The organism is Yersinia pekkanenii (genome assembly GCF_001152565.1).
Classification (GTDB): Bacteria; Pseudomonadota; Gammaproteobacteria; order Enterobacterales; family Enterobacteriaceae; genus Yersinia; species Yersinia pekkanenii.
The window spans coordinates 43,210-67,120 of record NZ_CQAZ01000016.1 but is presented as its reverse complement, the minus strand read 5'-3'; the positions used below and the strand labels follow the sequence as shown (position 1 = coordinate 67,120).

Here is a 23,911-nt window from a genome sequence, read left to right as displayed (position 1 = left end):
TATTGACCTACGGACTGAAGGGGAATTAACTTGCGGATTTTTGTTCGTACAATTCAGTGGGTTTCACTTCCTTAATGATTATGTCTTCCCTGGAGGTAGGCTTTGGCGCTGTATCTATCGGCGCCGCCGCTACCTCTTGGGCGCGTTTACGTAAACTGAACCAACCGGCAATCAGTAACACTGCCACCACGGGTAGCGCGGCAATGGTCCAGGTACCATTCGGATAGTCAAATGCCATCATCACTAAAACGCCGGCCAGGAAACATAGCGTCAGCCAAGACGTCACCGGGGCACCAGGCATTTTAAAGGATACCGGCTTTGCAGTTCCCTGCTTGATGGCCTGACGTAATTTCATCTGACAGATAATGATAAATGCCCATGAGCTGATGATCCCCAAAGAAGCAATATTCAGAACAATTTCAAAAACCTGTGATGGAACAAGATAGTTAAGTAGCACGCCGAAGACATAAATAGCCACGGTAACCAGTATCCCGGCATAAGGGACGGATTGGGAGCTCATGTTGGACATGAATTTGGGTGCTGAGCCGCCCATTGATAATGAGCGCAGAATGCGACCAGTCGAGTAAAGGCCAGAGTTCAGGCTGGAAAGGGCGGCCGATAACACCACAATGTTCATGATGGTGCCGATATAGGGAACACCTAACTTACTGAAAAATGTGACAAAAGGGCTTTGACCGGCCTGATAGGCATTCCATGGCAGTAGACACACCAGCAGTACCACTGAGCCGACGTAAAACAGGCCAATACGCCAAATTACGCTATTAATTGCCTTCGGCAGCATTTTTTCTGGGTCTTTACATTCACCGGCCGCAGTACCAATTAATTCAATACCCGCGAAGGCGAATATTACCCCTTGAACCAATATCAATGCAGGTAATAATCCGTGTGGGAATAGCCCGCCGTTCTCGGTTATCAGGTGTATTCCCGTGGCGTGCCCAGCAACACTCTGACCCGTACCAAGGAATATCACCCCTACGACCAGAAATATTGAGATGGCGGCGACTTTGATCAGTGCGAACCAGAATTCCATTTCAGCGAACCATTTCACACCAATCATATTCATGGTGGCAACAATTGACAGCGCACCCAGTGCAAACAACCATTGTGGAACATCAGAGAATGTCCCCCAATAGTGCATATACAGGGCCACCGCAGTGATATCGACGATCCCGGTCATGGCCCAATTGAGAAAGTACATCCATCCGGCAACATAGGACGCTTTTTCACCGAGAAATTCGCGGGCATAAGAAACAAAACTGCCACTGGTAGGACGGTGTAGGACTAATTCGCCGAGTGCTCTGAGTATAAAAAACGAGAAAACCCCACACACCAGATACACCAGCGCCAGTGCCGGGCCGGCCATTTGCAAACGGGCACCTGTGCCCAAAAATAAACCGGTACCAATAGAACCGCCGATAGCTATCATCTGTATATGACGTCGGCCCATACTTTTGTGATAACCCGTATCATGAGAGTCTAACCAGCGTTTTTTTGCGGCGTGGTGGGTCTCCGCAGAGTGTTTTCCTGACATCATAGACTTTCCCTATTTTCCTGTCTGTCGTGCAATCATCGTGAATGTATTACAGCAACTGATTGCTAAAGGTTAATGCATAAAGAGCGTCTTAGCGCCTTCAGTTATTATGGTTTTTATTGCTGCCATTGGATTATGGATGGGCATGCTATCGTTTCTATCGTGATGAGGCAAAAAAATATTCACTTATAAATTATTTTTTTTGTTGTATTACCGGAGTCAGTAATTGAAACTTGATGATTAATTTATACTAAATAAAAATATATTTGCTAAATGTATTTACCTAGCCTATTAGATGAAACTATAGATATTTATAACCCATTGTTATAATGGTAAAAACCTATATAAATTGATTTTAAATATAGGGTTGGAATATATTATTTTTAGAAGAATTGTTTTTAGGCTGAGTTTATACTGTCAAATTATTTCTTGGATTAAAAATTGCAATTTATCTTATTATAAATAAATGGCAAAAATAGTTTTCATTGGTATTATTCTTTAAATTTATAATTTATTTTTATGTAGCGAAGTTAATATTTACAATTATATTTATCTGGCAATTAGATTTGCTAAATAAGATCGGTATTACTAATAGATGAGATGCAGATATTCTTAGATGGATTGCCAGCAGTTAAGATTGAAGATGTTAGCGAAAATAACGTCAACACGTTAGTTTATGATACAACCCACTTATGTTTGGCGTTTAACGGTGGCCGTCAATTCGATACCGAACCCATTTTTTATCACTCACGTTATCCGTTATCAGATAACGCGGGTTTTTCAGTGGCGATTTATTTCGGGGCAACTGATTATTGGCAATACTGTTTTAGCACTTCTTGCTGGCTGGGTAAGAGCTGGTAGAGATAAACCGGCCGCCCGGTCGCGCCGTAAAGGGACTTAGTGCTCAGAACATCGGTATCTGAAAGGTAAATCAAGTATTTACGGCAAGAAACCCGTGAAATACCAATGGCGTTCGCCATCTGCTCGGTAGAAAACTCTCCGTCCCGCATTTCCTGGATCCATGCGCACACGGTACGTAATGTTTGTGCCGTCAGCCCCTTCGGTAACTTTTTACGTTCGGCTGGGGTGCGGTTAGTGCGGCGCAGCAAGGCGTCCACATCTTCTTGCGCACAATACTCACGTTGCCCCAGCAAGTTCTGTTTTTCACGATAAGTGGACAGCGCCTCTTCAAAGCGAGAAAACTGGAAGGGTTTAATTAAATAATCCACCACCCCGTATTGCAGCGCTTTCTTGATGGTATTCACCTCCGTGGCAGATGAAATAACAATGACATCTGTATGTTCGCTGAATTCGCGCAGCACCGGCAACAAATCCAACCCATTGTCCTGACGCATAAAAATATCCAGTAAAACCAGGTCAATGGGGTGTTCCGTTGCCATCAAATATTCTTTGGCTTGCTGTAAACTGGCCACTGAACCGCAACAGTTGAAGCCTGCTACCTGATTCAGATAACACTTGTTCAACTCAGCGACCATTGCATCATCATCCACTATCAATACATTAATCATGATTTACCGCGTTGATGTTGTTTGAAGGAATATCGCCTGGCATCGTGTCGTAGGGAAGGCTAATAAAGAACTGTGTAAAAACGCCAGCATCAGAATCAAATTCTATATTACCACCAATGCGCTCTAAACTTTGGCGGACCAGACTTAAACCGATACCGTGCTCATTCCCTTTAGTGGAGAAACCATTATCAAAGATACGGTCTTGCAACGCGGCCTGAATACCCGGCCCATCATCACTGACAACACAGTGTACTCGGCCCTGTTGATAGTGGAAGCTGACCGTGATCTCCCGCTGACTCAGGCTGCCGATAGCCTCTATCGCATTCTCAATCAGATTGCCAAGCACTGTAATTAAGGTCGTGGTCACTTGTTCATTATGGGTATTCGGCAACAGGCTATCGTCGCTGATGGATAAGGTGATACCCAAATCGTGTGCCCGGTTAATTTTCCCTAACAGAAAACCGGCAATCACTGGCGATTTTATTTTACGTAACAGAGAACCAATGTCTGCCTGATAATGATTAGATGTTTTAACAATATAATCTTCAACTTGTTGATAATACTTCATATGTAATAGGCCCAAAATCACATGGAGTTTATTCATGAATTCGTGCGATTGCGCCCGCAAGGCATCGGCATAATGGGCCATGCCGGTCAGGCGTTGCATCAGTTGGCTCACTTCAGTTTTATCGCGGAAAGTGGCGATTACGCCGATAATCTCACCGTTCACCCGTACCGGCACGGTATTGGTCAGTAATATGCGGCCATTAACGTTTATTTCTTCGTCACGGCGAGCGATGCCTGTTTCTAATACCTGTTGCAAATACAGGCGTACCGGCCAATATTTACTGGCATGACTCAATAATAAATTCTCTATCGGCCCACTTTGTTTAAACAAGCGTTTTGCTTCATGGTTAACCACGGTAATCCGAAAGTTAGCATCAACGGCTATCACACCTTCCTTTATTGATTGCAACATGGCGTTACGTTGCTCAAATAAATTCGATATTTCATAGGGTTCGAAACCCAGCATAATTCGTTTCAGTACCTTGACCAAAAACCAGGTCCCCACGGAACCAATAAGTACACCAAATAATAGCGTCCACGGGATAGTCCAACGGGTTTCGCTCACCACCGAGTTAATATTGGTAAGCGAAATACCAATGGCCACCACACCTATTTGTTTGCCGTGCGGCTGGTAGACGGGAACAAAAATACGCAATGCCTGTTCCAGCACACCACGGTTTATGGCACTGTTCTCTTTACCCTGTAACGCCGGTTGCAGATCATTACCGATAAAATGCTGACCGATCATCCCAGGATTAGGATGTGAATAACGGATACCGTTCATATCAGTAACAACGATGAATAGCAGGTTATTGGCGGTCTGAACTTCACTGGCATAAGCCTGAATCCGCCGCCCGGCGACAGGGTCACTCAATCCCTTAATAATTGTTGGCGAAAAAGACAGGGTTCGCGCCACGGCCACCGCTTTGTCTTGCAAGCTATCATGTGCCATCTGACTGAGCTGAATAAAGAACAGTGTATGAACCACTAATAGCACCGAGACAATCACCGCAGAAACCATCAACGTGATGGATGTACTGAGGCGTAACGGTACTTTTTGCTTTGCCACCGTTGTTGCGTTGTTCATGTCATGCTCCAGAGACACCGGTCTGTAGGACAATCAAATAACTCGATAAGAAAGGGGCGAACGGGTCAGTAGCGGGGTTAGACTGGTACGTGCTGCGGCGTAGCGATGATCAATTCAATCTCTTTATCTGCCAGCTCTTCATGAGCTGCTGCCGACAAATCACAGTCAGTGATCACCAGATCAAAATCGGTAAGAGGTAGCGCCAGATAGGTGGCTATCTTGCCGTATTTTGACGCATCTGCCAGCAGCACACGTTTACTGCTGACTGCGCTGACGGCACGTTTCACCACCACCTTATCTTCATCTGGCGTGGATATACCCCGGCTCCCCCAGCAGGATGCTGAAATAAACGCGATATCGATAGACAGATTTCGCAGGGCGCGGGCCGCAGCTTCACCCACACAAGAACGATTTTCACGACACAGCGTGCCGCCGGAGTGGATCATTCTGCATTGGCAGGATTCAATCAGAAAGTTTGCAATCACAAAATCATTAGTGACGACCAACAAATCATCTCTGGCTTCCAATTGGCGCGCCAACGCCAGTGTGGTGGTGCCAGCATCAAGATAAATACAGCTATTACGCGGGATATGCAGTGCTGCTGACATACCAATGGCATTTTTCTGGCTGCTGTACATCAGGGTTTTATCCTGATGAGAGGGTTCTGCTGCTAATCGCTCGGTCGAGCGCACCCCACCTGAAACGGATAAAACCGCGCCTTGTTCTTCCAGTTTCTGTACGTCGCGCCGAATAGTCATGTGCGATACGCCTAAACGATCGGTCAGTTCAGCAATACTGACCACCCCACGTTTGGCAACCAGTGCCAGTATCTGTTGGTGACGTTCAACCGGTATCACGTTCACTCCTCGTTAAGTTTGCCCGCTACGGGGTATGCGATGGTAATTAATGTGATTATACGCCAAGGGTGAAAATATCTTTCTCATTTTTTAACGTAAAAGTTCACCAATAGCCGGAGGGATCGCCATCCTGTTGCCAGGAAATAGCCAGTGCCAGGTGTAATCTATTAATTTTATTGCTTAATTACACCATGAAATCTCTATTTTATAAATGTGAAATGATGTGATTTAATGATTTTTAGTGTTAATTAATGTGATTTAACTCACGATAATAGGGTTTATCTCCCGTTACTCTTAACATAAGAAATCAAATTATCACCAAAATTAACACGGAGAGAAGATGACTCACGCAGCAGCACTATCAGTATGCGTTATCGGACTAGGCTCTATGGGAATGGGCGCGGCACTTTCCTCTGCCATTGGCGTCAACTGCGTTAAATATGTTTACTTCAGCCAGTAATGCCGGATTTGGTCAACAGGATGATAGCGCAGTCATCAAGATTTTCAGTGGCATCACCTTGCCGGAAAAACAGGAGAACATCTGATGCGACTCGGGGTTATTGCCGATGATTTTACCGGTGCCACGGATATCGCCAGTTTTCTGGTAGAAAATGGCATGTCGACAGTGCAAGTGAATGGTGTACCCGCCGCGGATTATCGGGTGGATGCCGATGCGGTAGTGATCAGCCTGAAATCGCGCTCTTGCCCGACCGCAGTTGCGGTGACGGATTCACTGGCAGCGCTGGCATGGTTGAAAGCTCAAGGCTGCCAACAGTTCTACTTTAAATATTGTTCGACATTCGACAGTACCGTGCAGGGCAATATTGGTCCGGTAATCGATGCGTTACTGGATGCGCTGGATCAGCAGCAAACGATTATCTCTCCGGCGCTGCCGGTGAATGGTCGCACGGTATATCAGGGTTACCTGTTTGTTATGGGGCAACTGCTGTCGGAGTCGGGGATGCGTCATCACCCTGTTACTCCGATGACTGACAGCAACCTGTTGCGCCTGATGGATGCGCAAGCCGGTGGGCGTAGCGGTTTGATAAACACGGTAGTGATGGATCAAGGGGGGCAGGCGGTGAGATCGCAGCTAAATATCCTGAAGGAAGAGGGGGTGCGTTATGTGGTACTGGATGCCTTAAACGAGCAGCATTTATTAACGCAGGGTGAAGCGGTACGCGACATGGTTCTGGTGACGGGTGGGTCTGGCCTGGCGATGGGGCTGGCCCGGCAATGGGCTAACGGCGGCAACCATCAGCCACCGGCCACCTTGGCCGGTGCGCCACAAGGCAAGTTGTGTGTGGTGTTATCCGGTTCTTGCTCGGCGATGACCAACCGCCAGGTGGCTCGCTACTTACCACAGGCTCCCTGCCAATCGATTGATATCGCTCGTTGTCTACATGAACCTGAATCTTATGCGCAACAGCTATGTGCATGGGTCATGGAAAATGCTGCAGGCCCGTTAGCACCCTTACTGTATGCCACCACCGAACCTGAGGTATTGCGGGGGATCCAGCAGCAATGGGGGGCGGTTGCCAGCAGTGAAGCGGTTGAACAACTGTTCGGCACGATTGCCCGTGTTTTACAACAGTATGGATTCCAGCGTTTTATTGTCGCGGGCGGTGAAACCTCCGGTATTGTTGCGCAATCATTGGGTGTTCAGGCTTTCCATATCGGCCCGGTAATCTCGCCTGGGGTCCCTTGGGTAAAATCCACCGATCATCCGGTTTCACTGGCATTGAAGTCAGGTAATTTTGGTGACGAAAACTTTTTTGCCAGAGCACAAACGGAGTTCGCAGTATGAATGAGCAGCAAGCGCGGGAAGAGATGGTCAAGTTTGGGGCGTCCTTTTTCCAACGCGGTTATGCCACCGGCTCCGCAGGGAATCTGTCAATGAAACTGGCTGATGGCACATTATTGGCCACCCCGACAGGTTCCTGCTTAGGAGATTTGAACGCAGAACGGTTATCAAACGTCAGTTTGGACGGCGAATGGATCTCAGGGGATAAACCGTCAAAAGAAACTAGCTTTCATCGCGCCATCTATCTCAATAACCCAGCTTGTGAAGCGGTCGTTCACCTGCATTGCCTTTATCTGACTGCGCTTTCGTGTTTACAAGGGCTAGATAGCCGCAATGCCATCAAACCCTTCACGCCCTATGTGGTGATGCGGGTCGGCGACGTCCCGGTAGTGCCGTATTATCGCCCCGGAGATAACCGGTTAGGTGAAGCGCTGGCCAAGCTGGCCCCCCAATATCGGGCTTTTCTGTTAGCCAACCATGGCCCGGTTGTGGTAGGTAAAAGCCTGCGCGAAGCGGCAGATAATATGGAAGAGCTAGAGGAAACTGCCCGTTTGATATTTACGCTGGGTGACCGACCTATTCGTTATCTGACGGATGACGAAATTGCAGAATTAAGGCGTTAGAGATGCTTAAGTTTGCCGCTAATTTATCCATGATGTTTACGGAAGTTCCCTTCCTTGAGCGCTTTAAGGCCGCCAAAGATGCCGGTTTCAGCGCGGTGGAATTTTTATTCCCTTACGACTATCCGGCCGCACTACTTGCGGAAAAGCTGTCCGAGAATAGCTTGCAGCAAGTGCTGTTTAATACTGCACCTGGCAATACTGACATCGGTGAGTGGGGGCTGACGGCCTTACCGGGTCGTGAGCAGGATGCCCGTCGTGATATTGATTTGGCTTTGGAATATGCGCTGAAGCTGGGTTGTCCGTCGGTCCACGTGATGGCAGGTGTGGTGCCTGTTGGCGCAAATAGGGAAAAATACGAGCAGACATTTGTCGAAAATATTCGTTATGCGGCTGACCGGTTTGTCGGACATAACATTAATGTTATGATTGAAGCCTTAAATCCGAAAATAAAACCTAATTATCTTTTCTCCAGCCAGTATCAAACACTGGAATTGGCTAATGCTATCGACCGGCCTAATGTATTTACACAATTGGATTTATTCCACGCACAAATAGTGGATGGCAATCTCAGTCATCTAATTACCTCTTTAGCCGGGCGGTATGGTCATATTCAAATTGCGTCGGTACCCCATCGTCATGAACCGGATGAAGGGGAGATTAATTACCCCTATTTGTTCGAACTGCTCGATAGCATTAACTATAGCGGCTGGGTGGGATGCGAATATCTGCCACGGGCAGACACAGTGGCGGGGTTAGGCTGGATCAAGCCTTATCAGTAGTCGCGTTCGTTATTTATTTTGTTTAACCGGGTTGTTTGAATCACTGAAATAACGATTTCACCGTGACCTGATACGGTGGCGATGCGCTATTGGTTCGCTGCCAGCGTGGCGGTGGAGTGGCTCAGAATAAAATTAATAGAAAAGTGCTAATAAGCACATCACCAACCACCCATGTGATATTTTTGTGATCGAGGTTTAAATAATGTCTACCTCCCTACTGCTGACGATTGCTGTTGCCAGCGTTTTACTCTTATTAATATTAGTTATAAAAGCCAAGGTTCATCCTTTTGTTGCACTGCTGGTTGTTAGCCTATTAGTCGCTATCGCGACGGGTATTCCGGTTGGCAATATCATGCAGGTGATTATGTCCGGTATGGGCGGCTTACTCGGATCGATCACCATCATAATTGTGCTCGGGTCAATGTTAGGTGGGCTGATTGAAGCCTCTGGTGGGGCGGAGTCCCTCGCCTAGCGATTTACGGGTTCACTGGGGATTAAGCGGGCCGTGATGGCGTTAACGCTGACGGTACACGTTGCTTTGCCCACCTGTCTGCTTCGGTGGGCTGGGGTTATCCCATGTTAATGATGCCGGGTTCTGGGTAGTCACACGTTATCTGGGGCTTTCCGTTGCTGACGGGTTAAAAACCTGGACGGTGTTGACTACCGTGATGGGGTTGGTAGGATTTGCATTAGTCTGGCTGGCGTGGACTCTGGTATAAAAGCCGCGTTATCAACAAACTATTAATAAGGGGTTACCTATCAGGCGGACCCTTTATTACCTTCACTTTTAATGTGAATTTTATTAAATAGCACTTTCCCGATAATAAATCGCTATTGTGTCAGATTAATGCTAGTTGACGTGCTAATCTGCTGTTTCGAATTAAACTGATACTTGCCAGCGAGATTTATCCTATATCTTAATTGTCATGACACCGCAACAGTATCCGTGTTCTCCCCCTCTGACCAAATTATTGAAAACAAGTGATATACAGCTTTCTTAACGTAAGTTATCTTACGCTAGGAATATAATGAAGATATGATAAAACGCTCACTAAAAGACGTCGTGATTCATTATTGTTCTTTCATTTAATTTAAAACACAGAGAAAATCTCTGTCGCTTAAAATAAATAATAGAAACCAAAAAGATAGAAAACTAAACAAAAGGTCAACGGGGATAACAAATATGCCTACAGATGATAGCAAAAATGGAGTTATCGACTACGTATCAACTGGACATCTACCGGATCCGGATACGGTAGTTAAATTGGTGCAAGAAGCCCATAAACGGTTTGGTGCAGATACTGAAGGTGTGGTTTCTACCGTTTACCCCGCGTTAGAACGTATCCCCCCGAATCTTTTTGGTGTTTGCATGGTTGGCACCAACGGCAAAGTACATTCTGCCGGTGATGTGGATTATGAATTTACCATCATGAGTGTCTCCAAGCCTTTTGTGTTTGCTTTGGTTTGTCAGGCTATCGGCGCTAAAGTTGCCCGTGAAAAACTGGGTGTGAACAGTACGGGTATGGCATTTAACTCCGTCACTGCGATTGAGCGCACGCCCGATGGACGCACCAATCCGATGGTGAACTCAGGCGCGATTGCGACCACCAGCCTGGTGCCTGGTGCCAACAGTGACGAACAATGGAAGTTTATTTATGACGGTCTGTGTCGCTTTGCGGGGCGTGAACTGACATTGAACGAAGAAGTGTATCAATCAGCATGTGAAACCAATTTCCGCAACCGTGGCATTGCCAATGTGCTGCAAGGTTATGGCTGTCTGGGGAGTGATCCTCTCATTGCAACCGACCTGTATACCCGCCAATGTTCGCTCAATGTCAGTGCCCGTGATCTGGCGGTGATGGGTGCGACACTGGCTGATGGTGGTGTCAACCCACTGACCCGTGAACGGGTGGTGGATAATGATGTATGCCATTACGCATTAGCAGTAATGGTCACCGCAGGATTGTATGAAACCTCCGGTGACTGGCTTTATGACATTGGTCTACCCGGTAAAAGCGGTATTGGTGGCGGAATTGTGACCGTGTCACCTGGGAAGGGGGGGCTGGGCACTTTTGCACCGCTGCTCGACAGTGCGGGTAACAGCGTCAAAGGGCAACTGGCGGCCCGCTTCTTATCTCGTCGTCTTGGGATGGACATGTTTGTTTCTGAACCTTACACCGACAAGAGTTGAGCCTCAATAGAGAGGTATTACGCTGAACATCAGCTTGTTTGAAAGCAAACTGTTTTGAAAACTGAATTGCTTTGAAAACCAAATTGTGTCGAAACCCAAGGGTTCCGAAAACAAGAATAACATGTCAAAAGGATAGAGAAATTTATGGCGAATCAATCAACTCACCGCGCAAGGGCGGAAGTTAAAGAATCCTGGGTGCCGATGATAACCATCGCAATGGCCCAGATTCTGATGTCATTTAACGTTGCCTCCCTACCGGTAGCGTTGGGGGGGATGGTAAAGAGTTTTAATGTGCCACCGACTACGATTGCTACCGCGATCGTTATGTACTCGCTGTCAGTTGCCGGTTTCGTGATGTTGGGTGCCAAACTCAACCAACGTTTTGGGCCGCTGGTGGTCTTCCGCAGCACCGTACTGCTGTTTGGTATTGCACAGGTGATGATGACCTTCAGCCCGAATGTCACCGTGATGATCAGTGCACAGGCATTAAGTGGTCTGGCTGGTGCGGCCTTAGTGCCAGCCTTGGTGGCATTGATTGCTGAAAACTACCGTGGCACGCAACAGGCTACGGCGCTGGGTGCTTTGGGTTCTGCCCGTGCCGGTGCCGGTGTGGCTGCGTTCCTGATCGGTGGTATCCTCGGTACCTATATCGGCTGGCGTCCGGCGTTCGGTATTCTGATTGTGCTGTCGGCAGTCATCTTTGTACTGAGCTTCCGTCTGAAAGCAGATAAAGGCCGCCCGGAAGTGGGTATCGATATCATCGGGGTGATTCTGGCTGCGTCAGCGATTATTCTGCTGTCGTTTGGCTTCAATAACCTGAACCGTTGGGGCTTCGGTCTGGTTCGTGATGGTGCGCCGTTTGATTTGCTGGGCTTCTCACCAGCACCTTTCATGATTGTGTTGGGTATCCTGCTGGGTCAGGCGTTTGTGGTCTGGACCCGTCGCCGTCAGCAACGAGGCAAAACGCCGTTACTGGCGCTGGAAGTCATTTCCTCACCTACTGAGAAAGCGGCAGTATTTGCCATGTTCGCAGTGGTTGCATTAGAAGCAATGTTGAACTTCTCGGTTCCGTTGTATATCCAGATTGTGCAGGGCAGTACGCCACTGGCAACAGCGATTGCCATGATGCCGTTTAACTTATCCGTGTTCTTCTCTGCAATGTTGATCGTCCGTTTCTACAAGAAACTGACGCCACGCAAAATCGGCCGTTATGGTTTTATCACTTGCACCATTGCACTGTTATGGCTGGCATTCGTGGTGCGTAATAACTGGAGTGAGTTTGCGGTACTGTTCGGTCTGGTGGTGTTCGGCCTGGCTCAGGGCGCGCTGGTGACCTTGCTGTTCAACGTATTGGTCAGTGCTTCTCCGAAAGAACTGGCTGGCGATGTCGGCTCATTACGTGGTACCGCTAATAACCTGGCAAATGCCATCGGTACTGCGGTCGCCGGTGCGTTATTGGTCGGTTTGTTAAGTGCCAACGTGATGCGAGGTGTTGCTGAAACCCCGATTCTGACGCCGGAAATTCAAGCACAGGTCAACATGGACAGCATCAACTTCGTCAGTAATGACCGCCTGCAAGGGGTGTTAGCACAGACCACAGCGACGCCTGAACAGGTTGCTGAAGCGGTACGTGTTAATGAAGAAGCACGTTTACGTGCGCTGAAATTTGGCTTACTGATTATGGCGCTGTTATCCCTGCTGGCTATCTTCCCAGCGGGCCGTTTACCTGATTACCTGCCGGGTGAATTGCCGGCGGATAATCTGGAGACTAAAGCCCGTAAATAAGTTGCAGTATTAATAAATAAAGTACGATAAGAAGAGACTGACGGTGTGCTGCGAAAACAGCTGCCGTCAGTTTTTTTTTGCTTAAAGCGAGAAGACTCGATCAGATCAAGAAGAGCGGCCAGATTGCCATGAAAAGCTTGCGGATTTGCAGGGTGACCGATGGGTTTTCTGAGTAAAAAGTGGCGGAGCGCGCCGCATTTTTTAAACAAAAATTCAAAAGACTCAATATTTTTTGATACGGATCAAGACACATTTCCCTTGTTTAGTGTTAATGTTAATAAATCTCATTATCAACTCCATACGTATCTCTCATTATGCGAATTTGGCACAAACTCTTTCTGCTTTGCTGCTGTTGGTGGCTATCCGGCTCCTTAGCGTGGGCTTCTGCCGATTATCAGCAGTGGGTCAATGATATCCAATCCCGTCTCGATAAAACGTCTCAGCTATACCAACAAAAGAACAATGATGAAGCTCGCACAACGGTGCAGATGGCCTATTTTGAAGTATTCGAGAACCTTGAAGGGCCGATCCGCATTAACATCTCTGCCCAGAAGAGTTATCAGATGGAGGCCGCCTTTGGTGAAATCCGGCGCATGATTGGCGAAGGGAGGCCGCAAGCTGAGGTTGATAATAAAATCAATGGGCTTAAAGGTGAACTGACCGCGGTGCTGCCCGTATTGACCGATGGTCATAAGCTGAATGCTGAACCGCCGCATACAGCTTATGAAAACAATGATATCGCACTGTATTGGCAGCAAAGTTTCAAAATCATAGATGATTTATTGGCACAGGCCATCAGTGAATATCAAGAGGGTAAATTTGCAGCAGCCAGCCAAAGTGTACAGCAGGCGCACTATCAGGGTTTTAAAAACTCTGAAATGGAAATGTCAGTGCGCGGGAATCGTTCCGCTCAGCAAGCGGCTGCAATTAATCAGCAATTTAGCGCATTAATCGATTTAACCAACCAACCCGATCAAATAACCGAAGTCGCCTATCGTATCACCGGTTTGTTGCAAACCATTGAAGATACACTTCCGGGTTTACCGACGACGCGTGAGCAGCAACAAGTCACCACCTCTCAACCAGATGCCGGGCAATCTTCGGCATCTGCTGCCAATCCTGATGGGCAAACCAATGCCGATTGGGCCAGGGTTACCGGCAAAATAAACCAAGCGATTAACCAGGCCATTAGCCAATACCAAAAAGGGCAAATTACGCCTGCAATGATGGCAGTACAAGATGCCTATTTTGATTTGTTCGAAGCCAGCGGGATGGAGAACAAAGTGGGTTCACGTGATGCGGCGTTTAAATCCACGTTAGAAGGTCATTTCACCCGGTTAGTCAGTTTGATAAAAGCCGGGCAGCCGGTTGAACAGTTACAGGCCGAAGCGGTAGCCTTGCAAAAAGATCTGTCCAGTGCAGTTGAGATGCTAGGCGGAGGGAGTGAAACCGACTGGAGTCTGTTCATCTACAGCTTGCTGATCATTGTCCGTGAAGGTCTGGAAGCATTGCTGATTGTGGCGGCAATCGTCGCTTATCTGGTGAAAAACAACCATCAAGACAAATTGCCACTGATCCGCCAATCAGTGGTGGTGGCATTAATTGCCAGTGTATTAACGGCCTTCGTCTTCCAGTGGTTATTTGCCAATGCCGGGCAAAGCCGAGAATTACTGGAAGGTTTCACCATGATGATTGCCGTGGTGATGCTGTTCTCCATGAGCTATTGGCTGCTATCGAAGACCGAAGCACGGCAATGGAAAGCCTATCTCGAGGGGAAATTCTCTAAATCACTCAGCAGCGGTTCAATGGTAGGGCTATGGCTGACCAGCTTCCTGGCCGTGTATCGCGAAGGGGCTGAAACGGTACTGTTCTATCTGGCCTTGATGGGCGATGCCAGTACTACCAGCGGCCACTTGTCGATTTTGGCCGGTTTTGGCGTTGGCTGTGTTTTCTTGCTGGTGGCTTATCTGGTGATGCGCTTTACCGTTGTCAAATTGCCACTCAAACCGTTCTTTATGTTTACCGGTGGCTTTATGTACCTGATGGCATTTGTGTTTGCCGGGAAAAGTGTCCTTGAACTGATTGAAGGTAAATTATTCGAGCCGACACTGTTACCGGGCGTACCTGAAATTAGTTGGTTGGGGATCTATCCATACCTGGAGACATTGATTCCTCAAGGGATATTACTGATTGCTGCGCTGGTTGCCCTATGGGTAATGCGGCGGCGTGGTGGTACTCTTTCAGTTCAGTAATAGCTCAGCATGATGGTCCGGCATGATGCCGGTGTGAATAACGACAATGTAATTATCGATACCAGAGGGTGTGCTACATGACCATGAAGAAAACGATTATTGCCAGCAGTATCATTGCCAGCATTTTTGCAGCGCCTGCGGCTTTTGCATTTAAAGAGTATCCAGCCGGCGAACCTATCAAGATTAATGATATGGAAATTGCTGCGGTTTACTTACAGCCAATTGATATGGAACCCCGTGGTATGGGCTTGCCAGCGGCAAAAGCCGATATCCATCTGGAAGCTGACATCCATGCTACCGAAGGCAATAAAAACGGTTTCGGTGCCGGTGAATGGATGCCTTACCTAACTATCGCCTATACCCTGGTGAATACCGATACGGGTGCTAAGCAGGAAGGTTCGTTTATGCCAATGGTGGCCAGTGATGGCCCACACTACGGTGCCAACATTAAAATGATGGGGGTAGGTAATTATAAAGTTACCTATCACATCAGTGAGCCTTCCAAAGCAGGTTTACATCGCCATACCGATAGCGAAACCGGCGTTGGTCGTTGGTGGAAGCCGTTTGATGTGAGCTATGACTTTAAATATACCGGTTTGAACTGATAACAATGACCGCGATGACTGATGCAGTGATCGCGGTTTTTTATTGCTGCTGAACTTACAGCAAGCTGTGACTTCCTCGTTCAAGGTGTGCTATGAGTTATTTTTTTGTTTCCGTACTACAAGCCTTCTTACCGGTAGGGTTGTTACTGGGGTTAAATTGGGCGGTTCGGCCCGCACCCGTACTGAATCGGGTGGTATGGATAACAATATTGATGCTCATTGCGGGCGTCTGGGCTGGCACCTACTACCCTAAATCGCAGCAATTACAGCTAGCTTTGGCCGGGGTTCAACTTCTCGCGCTACTGGTATTCTTATTAAGCCAATTGTCCCCCCGTCGGTCATTAGGCTATTTTTGGCAGGCTCTACTGGTGTTTGGTGCGGCATTTAATTGGGGTAATAACCCGAACTTGGGGGCATTTACCAACACCCACGTGATTAACACGGAGTTACTGCTGAATCTGGCCGCTATTGTAGTGGCGTTTGCTTGGGTTGTTTTCTGTGCCGTACTATTGCTAATGATTATCCGGCAATTACCTCGTTGCCGTTGGTTGCTATTAGTTTCATTAACTGTGCTATTGATTTTGCCACTGAGTGGCGATGCTATTTTGTTATTAATGAAGCTACAGGTGGTGGCATTAACCAAATCACTGCTCAGTTATGTTGCTTTAGTGACTAACGGGCATGCCTGGCTCAGCTACATTTGTGCGTTGCTGTTGGCATTTGCAACACTGTATTACTTGATACCGTTGCGTCATTCTCGCCAGGTCGCCCATGAAAATTCAGACCCCATTGCTCATCGCAAGGCACTGGCGGATTACCGTAACGTCCGGAGAATTTTTGTTTTTTCCTTACTGGCATGGATTGTGGTCGCGGGCGCTCAACTCTATTGGGATAAAGTTGCCTCTCAACCTCCTCAATTATCTGAAGCCTTGCCCGTTACGCTAGCTGTCGATGGCCTGGTCCATATTCCAGTTGAACAGGTACGGGATGGCAAGTTGCACCGATTTGTCTGGGTTGCTGATGATGGTAAAGCCGTACGCTTCTTCATTATTAACCGTTATCCAGACCGTTTGCGCCTTAGCGTGGTTTTTGATGCTTGCCTGCTATGCGGCGATCAGGGCTATGTGATGGAAGGTAATCAGGTGATTTGTGTTGCCTGCGCGGTACATATTTTTATTCCATCTATCGGCAAAGCGGGGGGATGTAACCCTATTCCATTGGAAAATTGGAAAAGTGACGATAAAGAGCTGGTGATCCCCAAAGCCTCTCTCGAGGCGGGCATCAATTACTTCACCACGGTAGTGATGCTCGATGTGATTGATCCGGTTGATAAAACTCACTTGACCAACCAAAAAGCCGAATATAAATACAGTTACGGCGGTAAAACCTACTTCTTCTCCTCTGAGGCAAATTACAACCGTTTCCGTGAACAGCCGGAACAGTTTGTTACGCCAGTTGCCAGTAGTGAAGATAGTGACACGCAGGAGAACCCATAATTATGCTATGGCGCATGCTCAAGCAGTCGTGGTTCAGAAATGTCCGGCGTAAATCGCTGGCGGTATTTACGGTCTTTCTCGCCGCAGGGTTAATCTCCTCACTGTTAGCCGTGTCGATAGACATTGGCGATAAAATGTCCCGTGAGCTGAAGTCTTATGGTGCCAATATTCTAATTGAACCCGGCGGGCAGGTCGCCCTGCCTTCGTTGTTTGGTGAAAAAAGCAATCCACTGACTGGGCAGGATTTCCTTGATCAGGCTGAATTACCCAATATTAAAGACATTTTTTGGCGTAATAATATTGTCGGCTTTGCCCCATTACTGAGTGGTGAAACTGAGGTTAACGGTCACACTATCCCGTTGCTAGGGACATATTTTAATCAGCCGGTCGATGTGCCGGATGAAGCGGATTATCACACCGGCCAGCAAATTATCAGCCCATATTGGCAGGTGAGTGGCGACTGGCCACCAGAGCCGGTCAGCGCCGAGGCTACAGAGGTTCAGGCGCTGTTGGGCAAGCAACTGGCACAACAAACTGGCTGGACAGTGGGCGATGAGTTGCATCTCACCGGCATCGCGGGGCCGATGACGGTGAAGATAAGCGGCGTGTTAAGCAGTGGTGGCGATGAAGAGAGCCAGCTGGTGTTGCCATTGGCTGCGGTGCAATCATTGCTCGGCCAGCCAGGGAAAATCCAGGCAGTTCGAGTCTCGGCACTGACGGTGCCAGAAAACGAGTTATCACGTAAAGCGCGAGAAAATCTCGAAGCACTCAATGCCGAAGAATATGATCTGTGGTATTGCACCGCTTATGTTTCTTCAATAGCGCACCAACTGGAAGACGCTATTTCTGGCTCAGTAGTGCGGCCTATTTGGCAAGTTGCTGCATCGGAAGGGGTGGTCATTGAAAAAATACAATTGTTATTAGCGGTGGTCACTCTGGCTGCATTGATTGCTGCCGCCATGGGGATCGCCTCGCTGATGACCAGCACTATTATGGAACGGGCTAAAGAGATTGGTTTGATGAAAGCGCTGGGGGCTCGCCAGTGGCAAATTTTGATGCTGTTCTACCTTGAAGCCGTAATCAGTGGTTTAATCGGCGGTTTGGCAGGTTGTCTGGCGGGCTGGGGATTAGCAAAAACCATTGGCTTGATGTTGTTTGGCGTACCGCTCAGTTTTGCCTGGATGGTAGTGCCTTGCGTGTTGGTGATATCCATTTTGATTGCGGTGATAGGAACCTGGTTCCCAGCCCGGCGCATTGCCAGCCTTTATCCGGTGGAGGTGCTTTATGGCCGTTAATCATCGGGTTACACCACACAAAGGCAGTCATAGCATGTTCTGGCGATTAGTGTTGCGTGCACTGCGCCTGCGAATGCAGCGGGTTAGTGTGGTATTTGCCGCGCTAACCGTCGGGGCCGCGATTGTCACCGCAATGTCGGCTGTTTATTTCGATATTAATGCCAAAATGAGTCAGGAATTACGCACTTTTGGTGCGAATTTCTACATCGGTCCAGGGCATGGCAACTCTTTTGAACAGCAGAGATTCCAACCAATTATTGATGCAGCGCCAAAAGGGCTTATCCATGCCTCCAGTCCCTATATTTATGGCATGGCACGAACCGAACTAGAAAAAGTGGTGCTGATGGGAGTGTGGTTTGAGTCCCTGCAACAACTTGTCCCTTATTGGCAGGTGACCGGTAACTGGATTGGTGTCAGTTTTGATGACCGCAATGCGATGATTGGCGTCAAACTTGCCGAACGCTTACAGGTCAACGTGGGCGATACTATTACATTGGTTAACGGTGCCACCCGCCAGCGCCTACAAGTCAAAGGCATTGTCGACGCTGGCGATGCCACTGATAACATGTTGATCGTCAATTTGGAATTGGCGCAAAAATGGCTCAATCAACCAGGGCGTATCAGCAATGCGCTGCTTAGCGTCAGTAATGATATGGGGCAGGTCGAAACCTTCGCCAGCCACCTGCGTGAGCAATATCCGAGTCTTGAAATCCGGCCAATTCGTAAAGTCTCAGCCTCTGAAGGGCAGGTCCTTGATAAAATAAAAGGACTGATGGGGTTGGTGTCGGTGGTGATCCTTATTCTGTCATCGCTGTGCGTCAATACGACGTTAATGGCGATAGTGGCTGAGCGTTCGCAAGAGTTTGCCTTGCAAAAAGCGCTGGGTGCCAGTGACAGGGATATCATTCGCCAGATGCTGACCGAAACGCTGATTATATCACTGGCCGCCGCAGTCTGTGGTGCTCTGCTCGGGTATGTGTTGGCACAGGTTTTGGGGCAGACGGTGTTCAGTGCGGCAATTGCCTTGCGTGCGCCGGTATTGCCGTTGACTCTGGTGCTGTCACTGTTAGTCGCCGCTGTGGCGGCAATTGTTCCTACCCGTCGGGCTATTCATATCGAACCCGCTAACGTCCTGAAAGGAGAGTAGCAAATGACATCTTCATTAATACGGGTGAAACCTGAGTGCGCCACGGATGCTGTTATTGAAACCAGGCATTTATATAAACGTTTTGGGCAGGTGACGGCGCTGGAAGACATCAATATCTGTATTAATCGCGGTGAATTTGTTGCGATTATGGGCGCGTCCGGTTCAGGTAAAACAACATTAATGAATATTCTGACCTGTCTGGACACCGTAAGCGAGGGGCAGGTATTACTCGATGGTGTTGATGCCGCAGGTCTGGATGAAGAAGGCCGCAGGCAGTTTCGTGCTGACAAAATAGGGCTGGTTTTCCAACAGTTTCATCTTATCCCTTACCTGACGGCGCTAGAGAATATTATGCTGGCGCAGCACTATCACAGTGTGGTTGATGAAGAGGCTGCCCGACAAGTATTGGAGCAAGTCGGAATGACGCCGCGTATGGGCCATTTACCTAGCCAACTCTCCGGCGGTGAACAACAACGGGTCTGCATCGCACGGGCATTGGTCAATCAGCCCCCGATTATTTTTGCCGATGAACCAACCGGCAACCTTGATGAAGAGAATGAGCAAAGGGTATTGGATCTACTCAACCATATTCATCGGCAGGGCAGAACCATTGTCATGGTGACCCACAATCCAGACTTAGGGCGTGTTGCTGATCGGATAATCCGGCTCCAGCATGGTAAATATCTAAATGAAGAGAGTCGTCATCATGTGGCGTAATCGGTTAACAGCCCTCAGTTTGAGCGGTTTGTTATTGCTGCTCAGTGCTTGTAAGCAAGAAGAGGTGGCGGTGGGTGAAACCGCCCCGCCATTGGCAGCTTACTCCCTGCAAGGTCAGCCGGTTGCACTCGAACAATGGAAAGGCAAACAGGTCTATCTCAACTTCTGGTCAGCAAACTGTGGCGGTTGTTTGGCTGAAATGGCGGTACTGGATAAACTGAGCCAAGAGTATCAGAATGATATCGTGGTGGTGGCTATCAATACCGATCCGCAACCAGTGGATATCAATCCGGTATTGGCACAGCATAAGATCAGTTATCCGGTGATTCGTGATCAGTTGGGTATTACCCAGGAACGTTATCAGGTCATTGGTACACCAACCTCTTTCCTCATTGACCGCAACGGTAAAGTGACTGAATGGCATCAGGGCGCGCGTAATGAGCAGACTCTGACGACATTGTTCCGGCAATGGGCAACAGGGGCATAATGAAAGGATTACTGCTAGTCGCGAGTATAATGATGTTGAGCGCGGCGGCTCAGGCAGCCACTGACGGTGAACATATCTATAAACAAACCTGTTCAAGTTGTCATGGCCGTTTGGCGGATCGGAAAGGCTTGGATAAAGCGCCTCCGCTGATATCGTTATCCTATGATGAGATTGTTGATGGTCTCACCGCGCGGCGTGATGGCAAGATTATTGGCAGGGGTAACAAAGCTAAGGCACATCTGACCGATGACGATATTCAAAAACTGGCGTCTCATATTGACAGTCTAAAAACCGTGAAGCCTAAGGTGCCATAATCTATTTTTAGTTCAGTATTTCAGTAAGTTAATTGATAAAATAAACCAAAATCCCTGCATAAACTTGTTTTTTTTGACCGCTATCATTTGAGGGTAATAATGCTGTATTATATGTTGCATATTAAATGCAACTTTAAATTATTTGAGGAATATCAGCATGGAAAATACATCAGCGTTGTTGTGCTACAAAAAGTTACCTGTCTGGAACAGTGCTGGTGTACCCGCGATGTTTCGGGAAAAACATAATACTAAAGCCGGTACCTGGGCCAAGTTGACCATACTGAGTGGGGAGATGGGCTTTCTGATCCTTGATGAAGCAGGTAATACCTTGGAAAGGCATACATTCTCTGATGAACAACAACCGCCATTTATTGAACCTCAAGTCTGGCATCGTATTGCTGCTTGTTCAGATGACCTGCAATGTCAGCTCAGTTTCTATTGCACTGCGGAAGACTTTTACCACAAAAAATACAATTTAACCCCGACGCATTCAGAAGTGATTAATGCGGTGAAGGTGATTAAACCGGGCAAGGCGCTAGACTTCGGTTGTGGCTCTGGTCGTAATTCGTTGTACCTGAATTTATTGGGTTTTGATGTTACGGCGGTGGATAAGAACAACGATAGCATCACTCATTTACAGCAGATAATCGCCCAGGAAGAGCTGCAAAATATTACGGCTAGCACTTACAACATTAATGAAGCCAGTCTGGATAATCGTTACGATTTTATTCTGTCTACCGTGGTTTTGATGTTCCTCCAACCGGATAGAATTCCGTTTATTATTAACAATATGCAGGAGTACACCTTACCCGGTGGTTATAATCTGATTATCTCGGCCATGTCGACTGACGACTTCCCTTGTACTGTGCCATTCTCGTTTACTTTAAGGTCGGGTGAGTTAAGCCATTACTATAAAGATTGGGAGATCATTAAATACAACGAAAATGTCGGGCAATTACATAAGACTGATGAGCAAGGTAATAGGATAAAGCTGCGTTTTGCGACTTTGCTGGCGAAAAAAGTGTAATTACAGTGCGGTAGCAACGTTAACCAATTTGGGTATATGATTCGCCATACAGAGACAAAGTAAGACTTGAAGGAAATCCCGGTGAATAAAGAAAAAATTGAGCATTTAGACGAGGTTAGTCGCCAAGCCCGCACCGTAATGGAACGAGAAGGGCTTGATGCTCTGGTGGTAACGGTATGTGATAATTTCTATTATCTTACTGGTTTCGCCAGTTTCTTTATGTATACCTTCCGCCACACGGGTGCTGCTGTTGTTATTATGTTCCGTGATGCGGCTATTCCCTCGCAAATAATCATGAATGAGTTTGAGGCTGCCAGTACCCACTTCGATATGCCTAATATGGAACTGAAAACCTTTCCCGTCTGGGTTGATGTCGATGATCCGCGCAATCCCCTGAATCGTCAGACAAAACGTGATCGGCCAATCGGCCCTCCCATTGAGGCGGTTTTTGGTTTAGTAAAAACCGCCCTTGATAATGCGGGAGTACTGGATAAAACAATTGCCATCGAATTACATGCTATGTCCAACGGTGGTAAAAACGTTCTGGATAAAGTCGCGCCAGGGTTGAAGCTGGTTGATTCAACCCCGCTGTTTAATGAAATAAGAATGATCAAGAGCCGCTGGGAGATCGAACACCTAAGAAAAAGTGCTGAAATCACCGAATACGGTATTGCCAGTGCGGCTAAAAATATCCGTATAGGCTGTACCTCGGCAGAATTGACTGCGGCTTTTAAAGCAGCGGTGATGACTTTCCCAGAGACGAACTTCTCGCGTTTTAATCTTATTTCTGTGGGCGATAACTTTTCACCTAAAATGCTGGCGGATGAGACCCCCGCAAAGTTTGGTGACTTAATTAAATTTGACTGTGGCGTGGATGTTGCGGGGTATGGCGCAGATCTTGCCCGGACATTTGTACTGGGAGCGCCAGATAAACTGACGCAGCAGATATATGACACCATCAGAATAGGTCATGAACATATGCTATCGATGGTGGCGCCGGGGGTGAAATTAAAAGATGTTTTTGATTCCACTATGGATATTATCAAAAAATCAGGCTTGCCACATTATAACCGTGGCCATCTTGGGCATGGTGATGGTGTATTCTTGGGGTTAGAAGAAGCTCCATTTGTCAGCACATTGGCCACCGAAACATTTCGTCCAGGGATGGTGTTAAGTCTTGAAACACCTTATTACGGTATCGGGATTGGTGCGATTATGTTGGAGGATATGATCCTCATTACAGATAACGGTTTTGAATTTTTAAGTAAACTGAACCGGGATCTGCTGCACTGTATTTAATTTGTGCGCAGTCTCTTACTTGATGTGAATTACCTACCATTAATAAAAATAGACTCTCCTGTGTTTCTGACAGAGTCTATTTTCATTACGCTACGAACGATAATAAGTAAATTTTAATAATAAAATCATATAGATAAAATAGAGTGTTAAACAGGGTGATGTTTTAACGCTTTGTTTGCTAACATTTGGCAGGCAACGAGTGAGTTGGAACTGTCCTGCTTTCAACTATAACGTCAGTGATAATTGACTATGGCTAACAAAAGTATTTTTTTAATTTTAAACATAAAGAATATTTTATATATTCAAAAACTAGAGCGGTGAAGAGTACGTTAAAACAGCCCAAAAACCACATTGCGCCCTCTCTTAGCAGGATACTGTATCGTAACACTCCCGTAGTAAAAATATTTAATATTTATTTTTTGTATTCTTACAGAGCTTTAAGCTAAGAATATTCTCAGTTTCATATAAATTAACGCCCTTATCACATTTTTACCTCTA

The 23,911-nt window shown here is 47.2% G+C and carries 20 protein-coding genes and 2 pseudogenes; 18 read left to right on the top strand and 4 right to left on the bottom strand.

Features of this window, described 5'->3' with window-relative positions; translation table 11 throughout:
• Positions 1-25 precede the first annotated feature (25 nt).
• The 4 genes from ansP to ygbI form a co-directional block, all read right to left on the bottom strand.
• Positions 26-1,555, bottom strand: a complete 1,530-nt coding sequence (gene ansP, locus AEP37_RS10065; protein WP_049612927.1) for an L-asparagine permease — start codon at positions 1,553-1,555, stop codon at positions 26-28.
• 806 nt (positions 1,556-2,361) lie between these two features.
• Positions 2,362-3,081, bottom strand: a complete 720-nt coding sequence (dcuR, locus tag AEP37_RS10060) for a two-component system response regulator DcuR (RefSeq protein ID WP_049612925.1) — start codon at positions 3,079-3,081, stop codon at positions 2,362-2,364.
• Positions 3,074-4,735 (bottom strand): sensor histidine kinase, encoded by a 1,662-nt coding sequence (locus tag AEP37_RS10055; RefSeq protein ID WP_049612922.1) that lies wholly within the window; start codon positions 4,733-4,735, stop codon positions 3,074-3,076. Before AEP37_RS10055 ends, dcuR begins: the two co-directional genes overlap by 8 nt.
• Before the next feature lie 77 nt (positions 4,736-4,812).
• A complete protein-coding gene (gene ygbI / locus AEP37_RS10050; RefSeq protein WP_049612920.1) occupies positions 4,813-5,592 on the bottom strand; it encodes a DNA-binding transcriptional repressor YgbI in 780 nt (259 codons plus the stop codon).
• 404 nt (positions 5,593-5,996) lie between these two features.
• Between ygbI and AEP37_RS26085 the strand changes: the two are divergent.
• From AEP37_RS26085 to AEP37_RS09970, 18 genes and pseudogenes are all read left to right on the top strand, one after another.
• Positions 5,997-6,137: pseudogene (locus AEP37_RS26085) on the top strand (L-threonate dehydrogenase); the annotation flags it as partial.
• The gene (gene otnK, locus AEP37_RS10045) at positions 6,137-7,399 is read left to right on the top strand and encodes a 3-oxo-tetronate kinase (protein ID WP_049612917.1); all 1,263 of its coding nucleotides are present in this window, start codon (positions 6,137-6,139) and stop codon (positions 7,397-7,399) included. The pseudogene AEP37_RS26085 and the gene otnK, both read left to right, overlap by 1 nt.
• Positions 7,396-8,019, top strand: a complete 624-nt coding sequence (otnC, locus tag AEP37_RS10040; protein WP_049612915.1) for a 3-oxo-tetronate 4-phosphate decarboxylase — start codon at positions 7,396-7,398, stop codon at positions 8,017-8,019. Before otnK ends, otnC begins: the two co-directional genes overlap by 4 nt.
• Positions 8,020-8,021: 2 nt before the next feature.
• Positions 8,022-8,798: a 2-oxo-tetronate isomerase gene (otnI, locus tag AEP37_RS10035; RefSeq protein WP_049612913.1), complete on the top strand. Its 777-nt coding sequence runs from the start codon at positions 8,022-8,024 to the stop codon at positions 8,796-8,798.
• A gap of 202 nt (positions 8,799-9,000) precedes the next feature.
• A pseudogene (locus tag AEP37_RS27870) lies at positions 9,001-9,333 on the top strand (GntT/GntP/DsdX family permease); the annotation flags it as partial.
• Complete coding sequence (locus tag AEP37_RS27865) at positions 9,332-9,517, top strand: GntT/GntP/DsdX family permease (protein WP_072086278.1); 186 nt, start codon at positions 9,332-9,334, stop codon at positions 9,515-9,517. The pseudogene AEP37_RS27870 and the gene AEP37_RS27865, both read left to right, overlap by 2 nt.
• Positions 9,518-9,981: 464 nt before the next feature.
• Positions 9,982-10,989 carry a glutaminase A gene (gene glsA / locus AEP37_RS10025; RefSeq protein ID WP_049612909.1) on the top strand — a complete coding sequence of 336 codons (1,008 nt, stop codon included), beginning with the start codon at positions 9,982-9,984 and terminating at the stop codon, positions 10,987-10,989.
• A 144-nt stretch (positions 10,990-11,133) separates the two neighbouring features.
• Positions 11,134-12,774: an MFS transporter gene (locus AEP37_RS10020; RefSeq protein ID WP_049612907.1), complete on the top strand. Its 1,641-nt coding sequence runs from the start codon at positions 11,134-11,136 to the stop codon at positions 12,772-12,774.
• A 314-nt stretch (positions 12,775-13,088) separates the two neighbouring features.
• Positions 13,089-15,026, top strand: a complete 1,938-nt coding sequence (locus AEP37_RS10015; protein WP_049612905.1) for an FTR1 family protein — start codon at positions 13,089-13,091, stop codon at positions 15,024-15,026.
• 77 nt (positions 15,027-15,103) lie between these two features.
• A complete protein-coding gene (locus tag AEP37_RS10010; protein WP_049612902.1) occupies positions 15,104-15,631 on the top strand; it encodes an iron transporter in 528 nt (175 codons plus the stop codon).
• A 92-nt stretch (positions 15,632-15,723) separates the two neighbouring features.
• A complete protein-coding gene (locus AEP37_RS10005; protein WP_049612901.1) occupies positions 15,724-17,127 on the top strand; it encodes a Fe-S-containing protein in 1,404 nt (467 codons plus the stop codon).
• 2 nt (positions 17,128-17,129) lie between these two features.
• A complete protein-coding gene (locus AEP37_RS10000; protein WP_049612899.1) occupies positions 17,130-18,422 on the top strand; it encodes an ABC transporter permease in 1,293 nt (430 codons plus the stop codon).
• A 34-nt stretch (positions 18,423-18,456) separates the two neighbouring features.
• Positions 18,457-19,569, top strand: coding sequence for an ABC transporter permease (locus AEP37_RS09995; protein WP_162208247.1), 1,113 nt, complete (start codon positions 18,457-18,459; stop codon positions 19,567-19,569).
• Between the two features lie 3 nt (positions 19,570-19,572).
• On the top strand, positions 19,573-20,286 hold the full coding sequence (locus tag AEP37_RS09990) for an ABC transporter ATP-binding protein (RefSeq protein ID WP_049612896.1): 714 nt from the start codon (positions 19,573-19,575) through the stop codon (positions 20,284-20,286).
• Positions 20,276-20,773, top strand: a complete 498-nt coding sequence (locus tag AEP37_RS09985; RefSeq protein ID WP_049612894.1) for a TlpA family protein disulfide reductase — start codon at positions 20,276-20,278, stop codon at positions 20,771-20,773. Before AEP37_RS09990 ends, AEP37_RS09985 begins: the two co-directional genes overlap by 11 nt.
• Complete coding sequence (locus AEP37_RS09980; protein ID WP_049612892.1) at positions 20,773-21,087, top strand: c-type cytochrome; 315 nt, start codon at positions 20,773-20,775, stop codon at positions 21,085-21,087. Before AEP37_RS09985 ends, AEP37_RS09980 begins: the two co-directional genes overlap by 1 nt.
• Before the next feature lie 157 nt (positions 21,088-21,244).
• The gene (tehB, locus tag AEP37_RS09975; protein WP_049612891.1) at positions 21,245-22,114 is read left to right on the top strand and encodes an SAM-dependent methyltransferase TehB; all 870 of its coding nucleotides are present in this window, start codon (positions 21,245-21,247) and stop codon (positions 22,112-22,114) included.
• Positions 22,115-22,195: 81 nt separating this feature from the next.
• A complete protein-coding gene (locus AEP37_RS09970) occupies positions 22,196-23,413 on the top strand; it encodes a M24 family metallopeptidase (RefSeq protein ID WP_049612889.1) in 1,218 nt (405 codons plus the stop codon).
• The last annotated feature ends 498 nt before the right edge of the window (positions 23,414-23,911 follow it).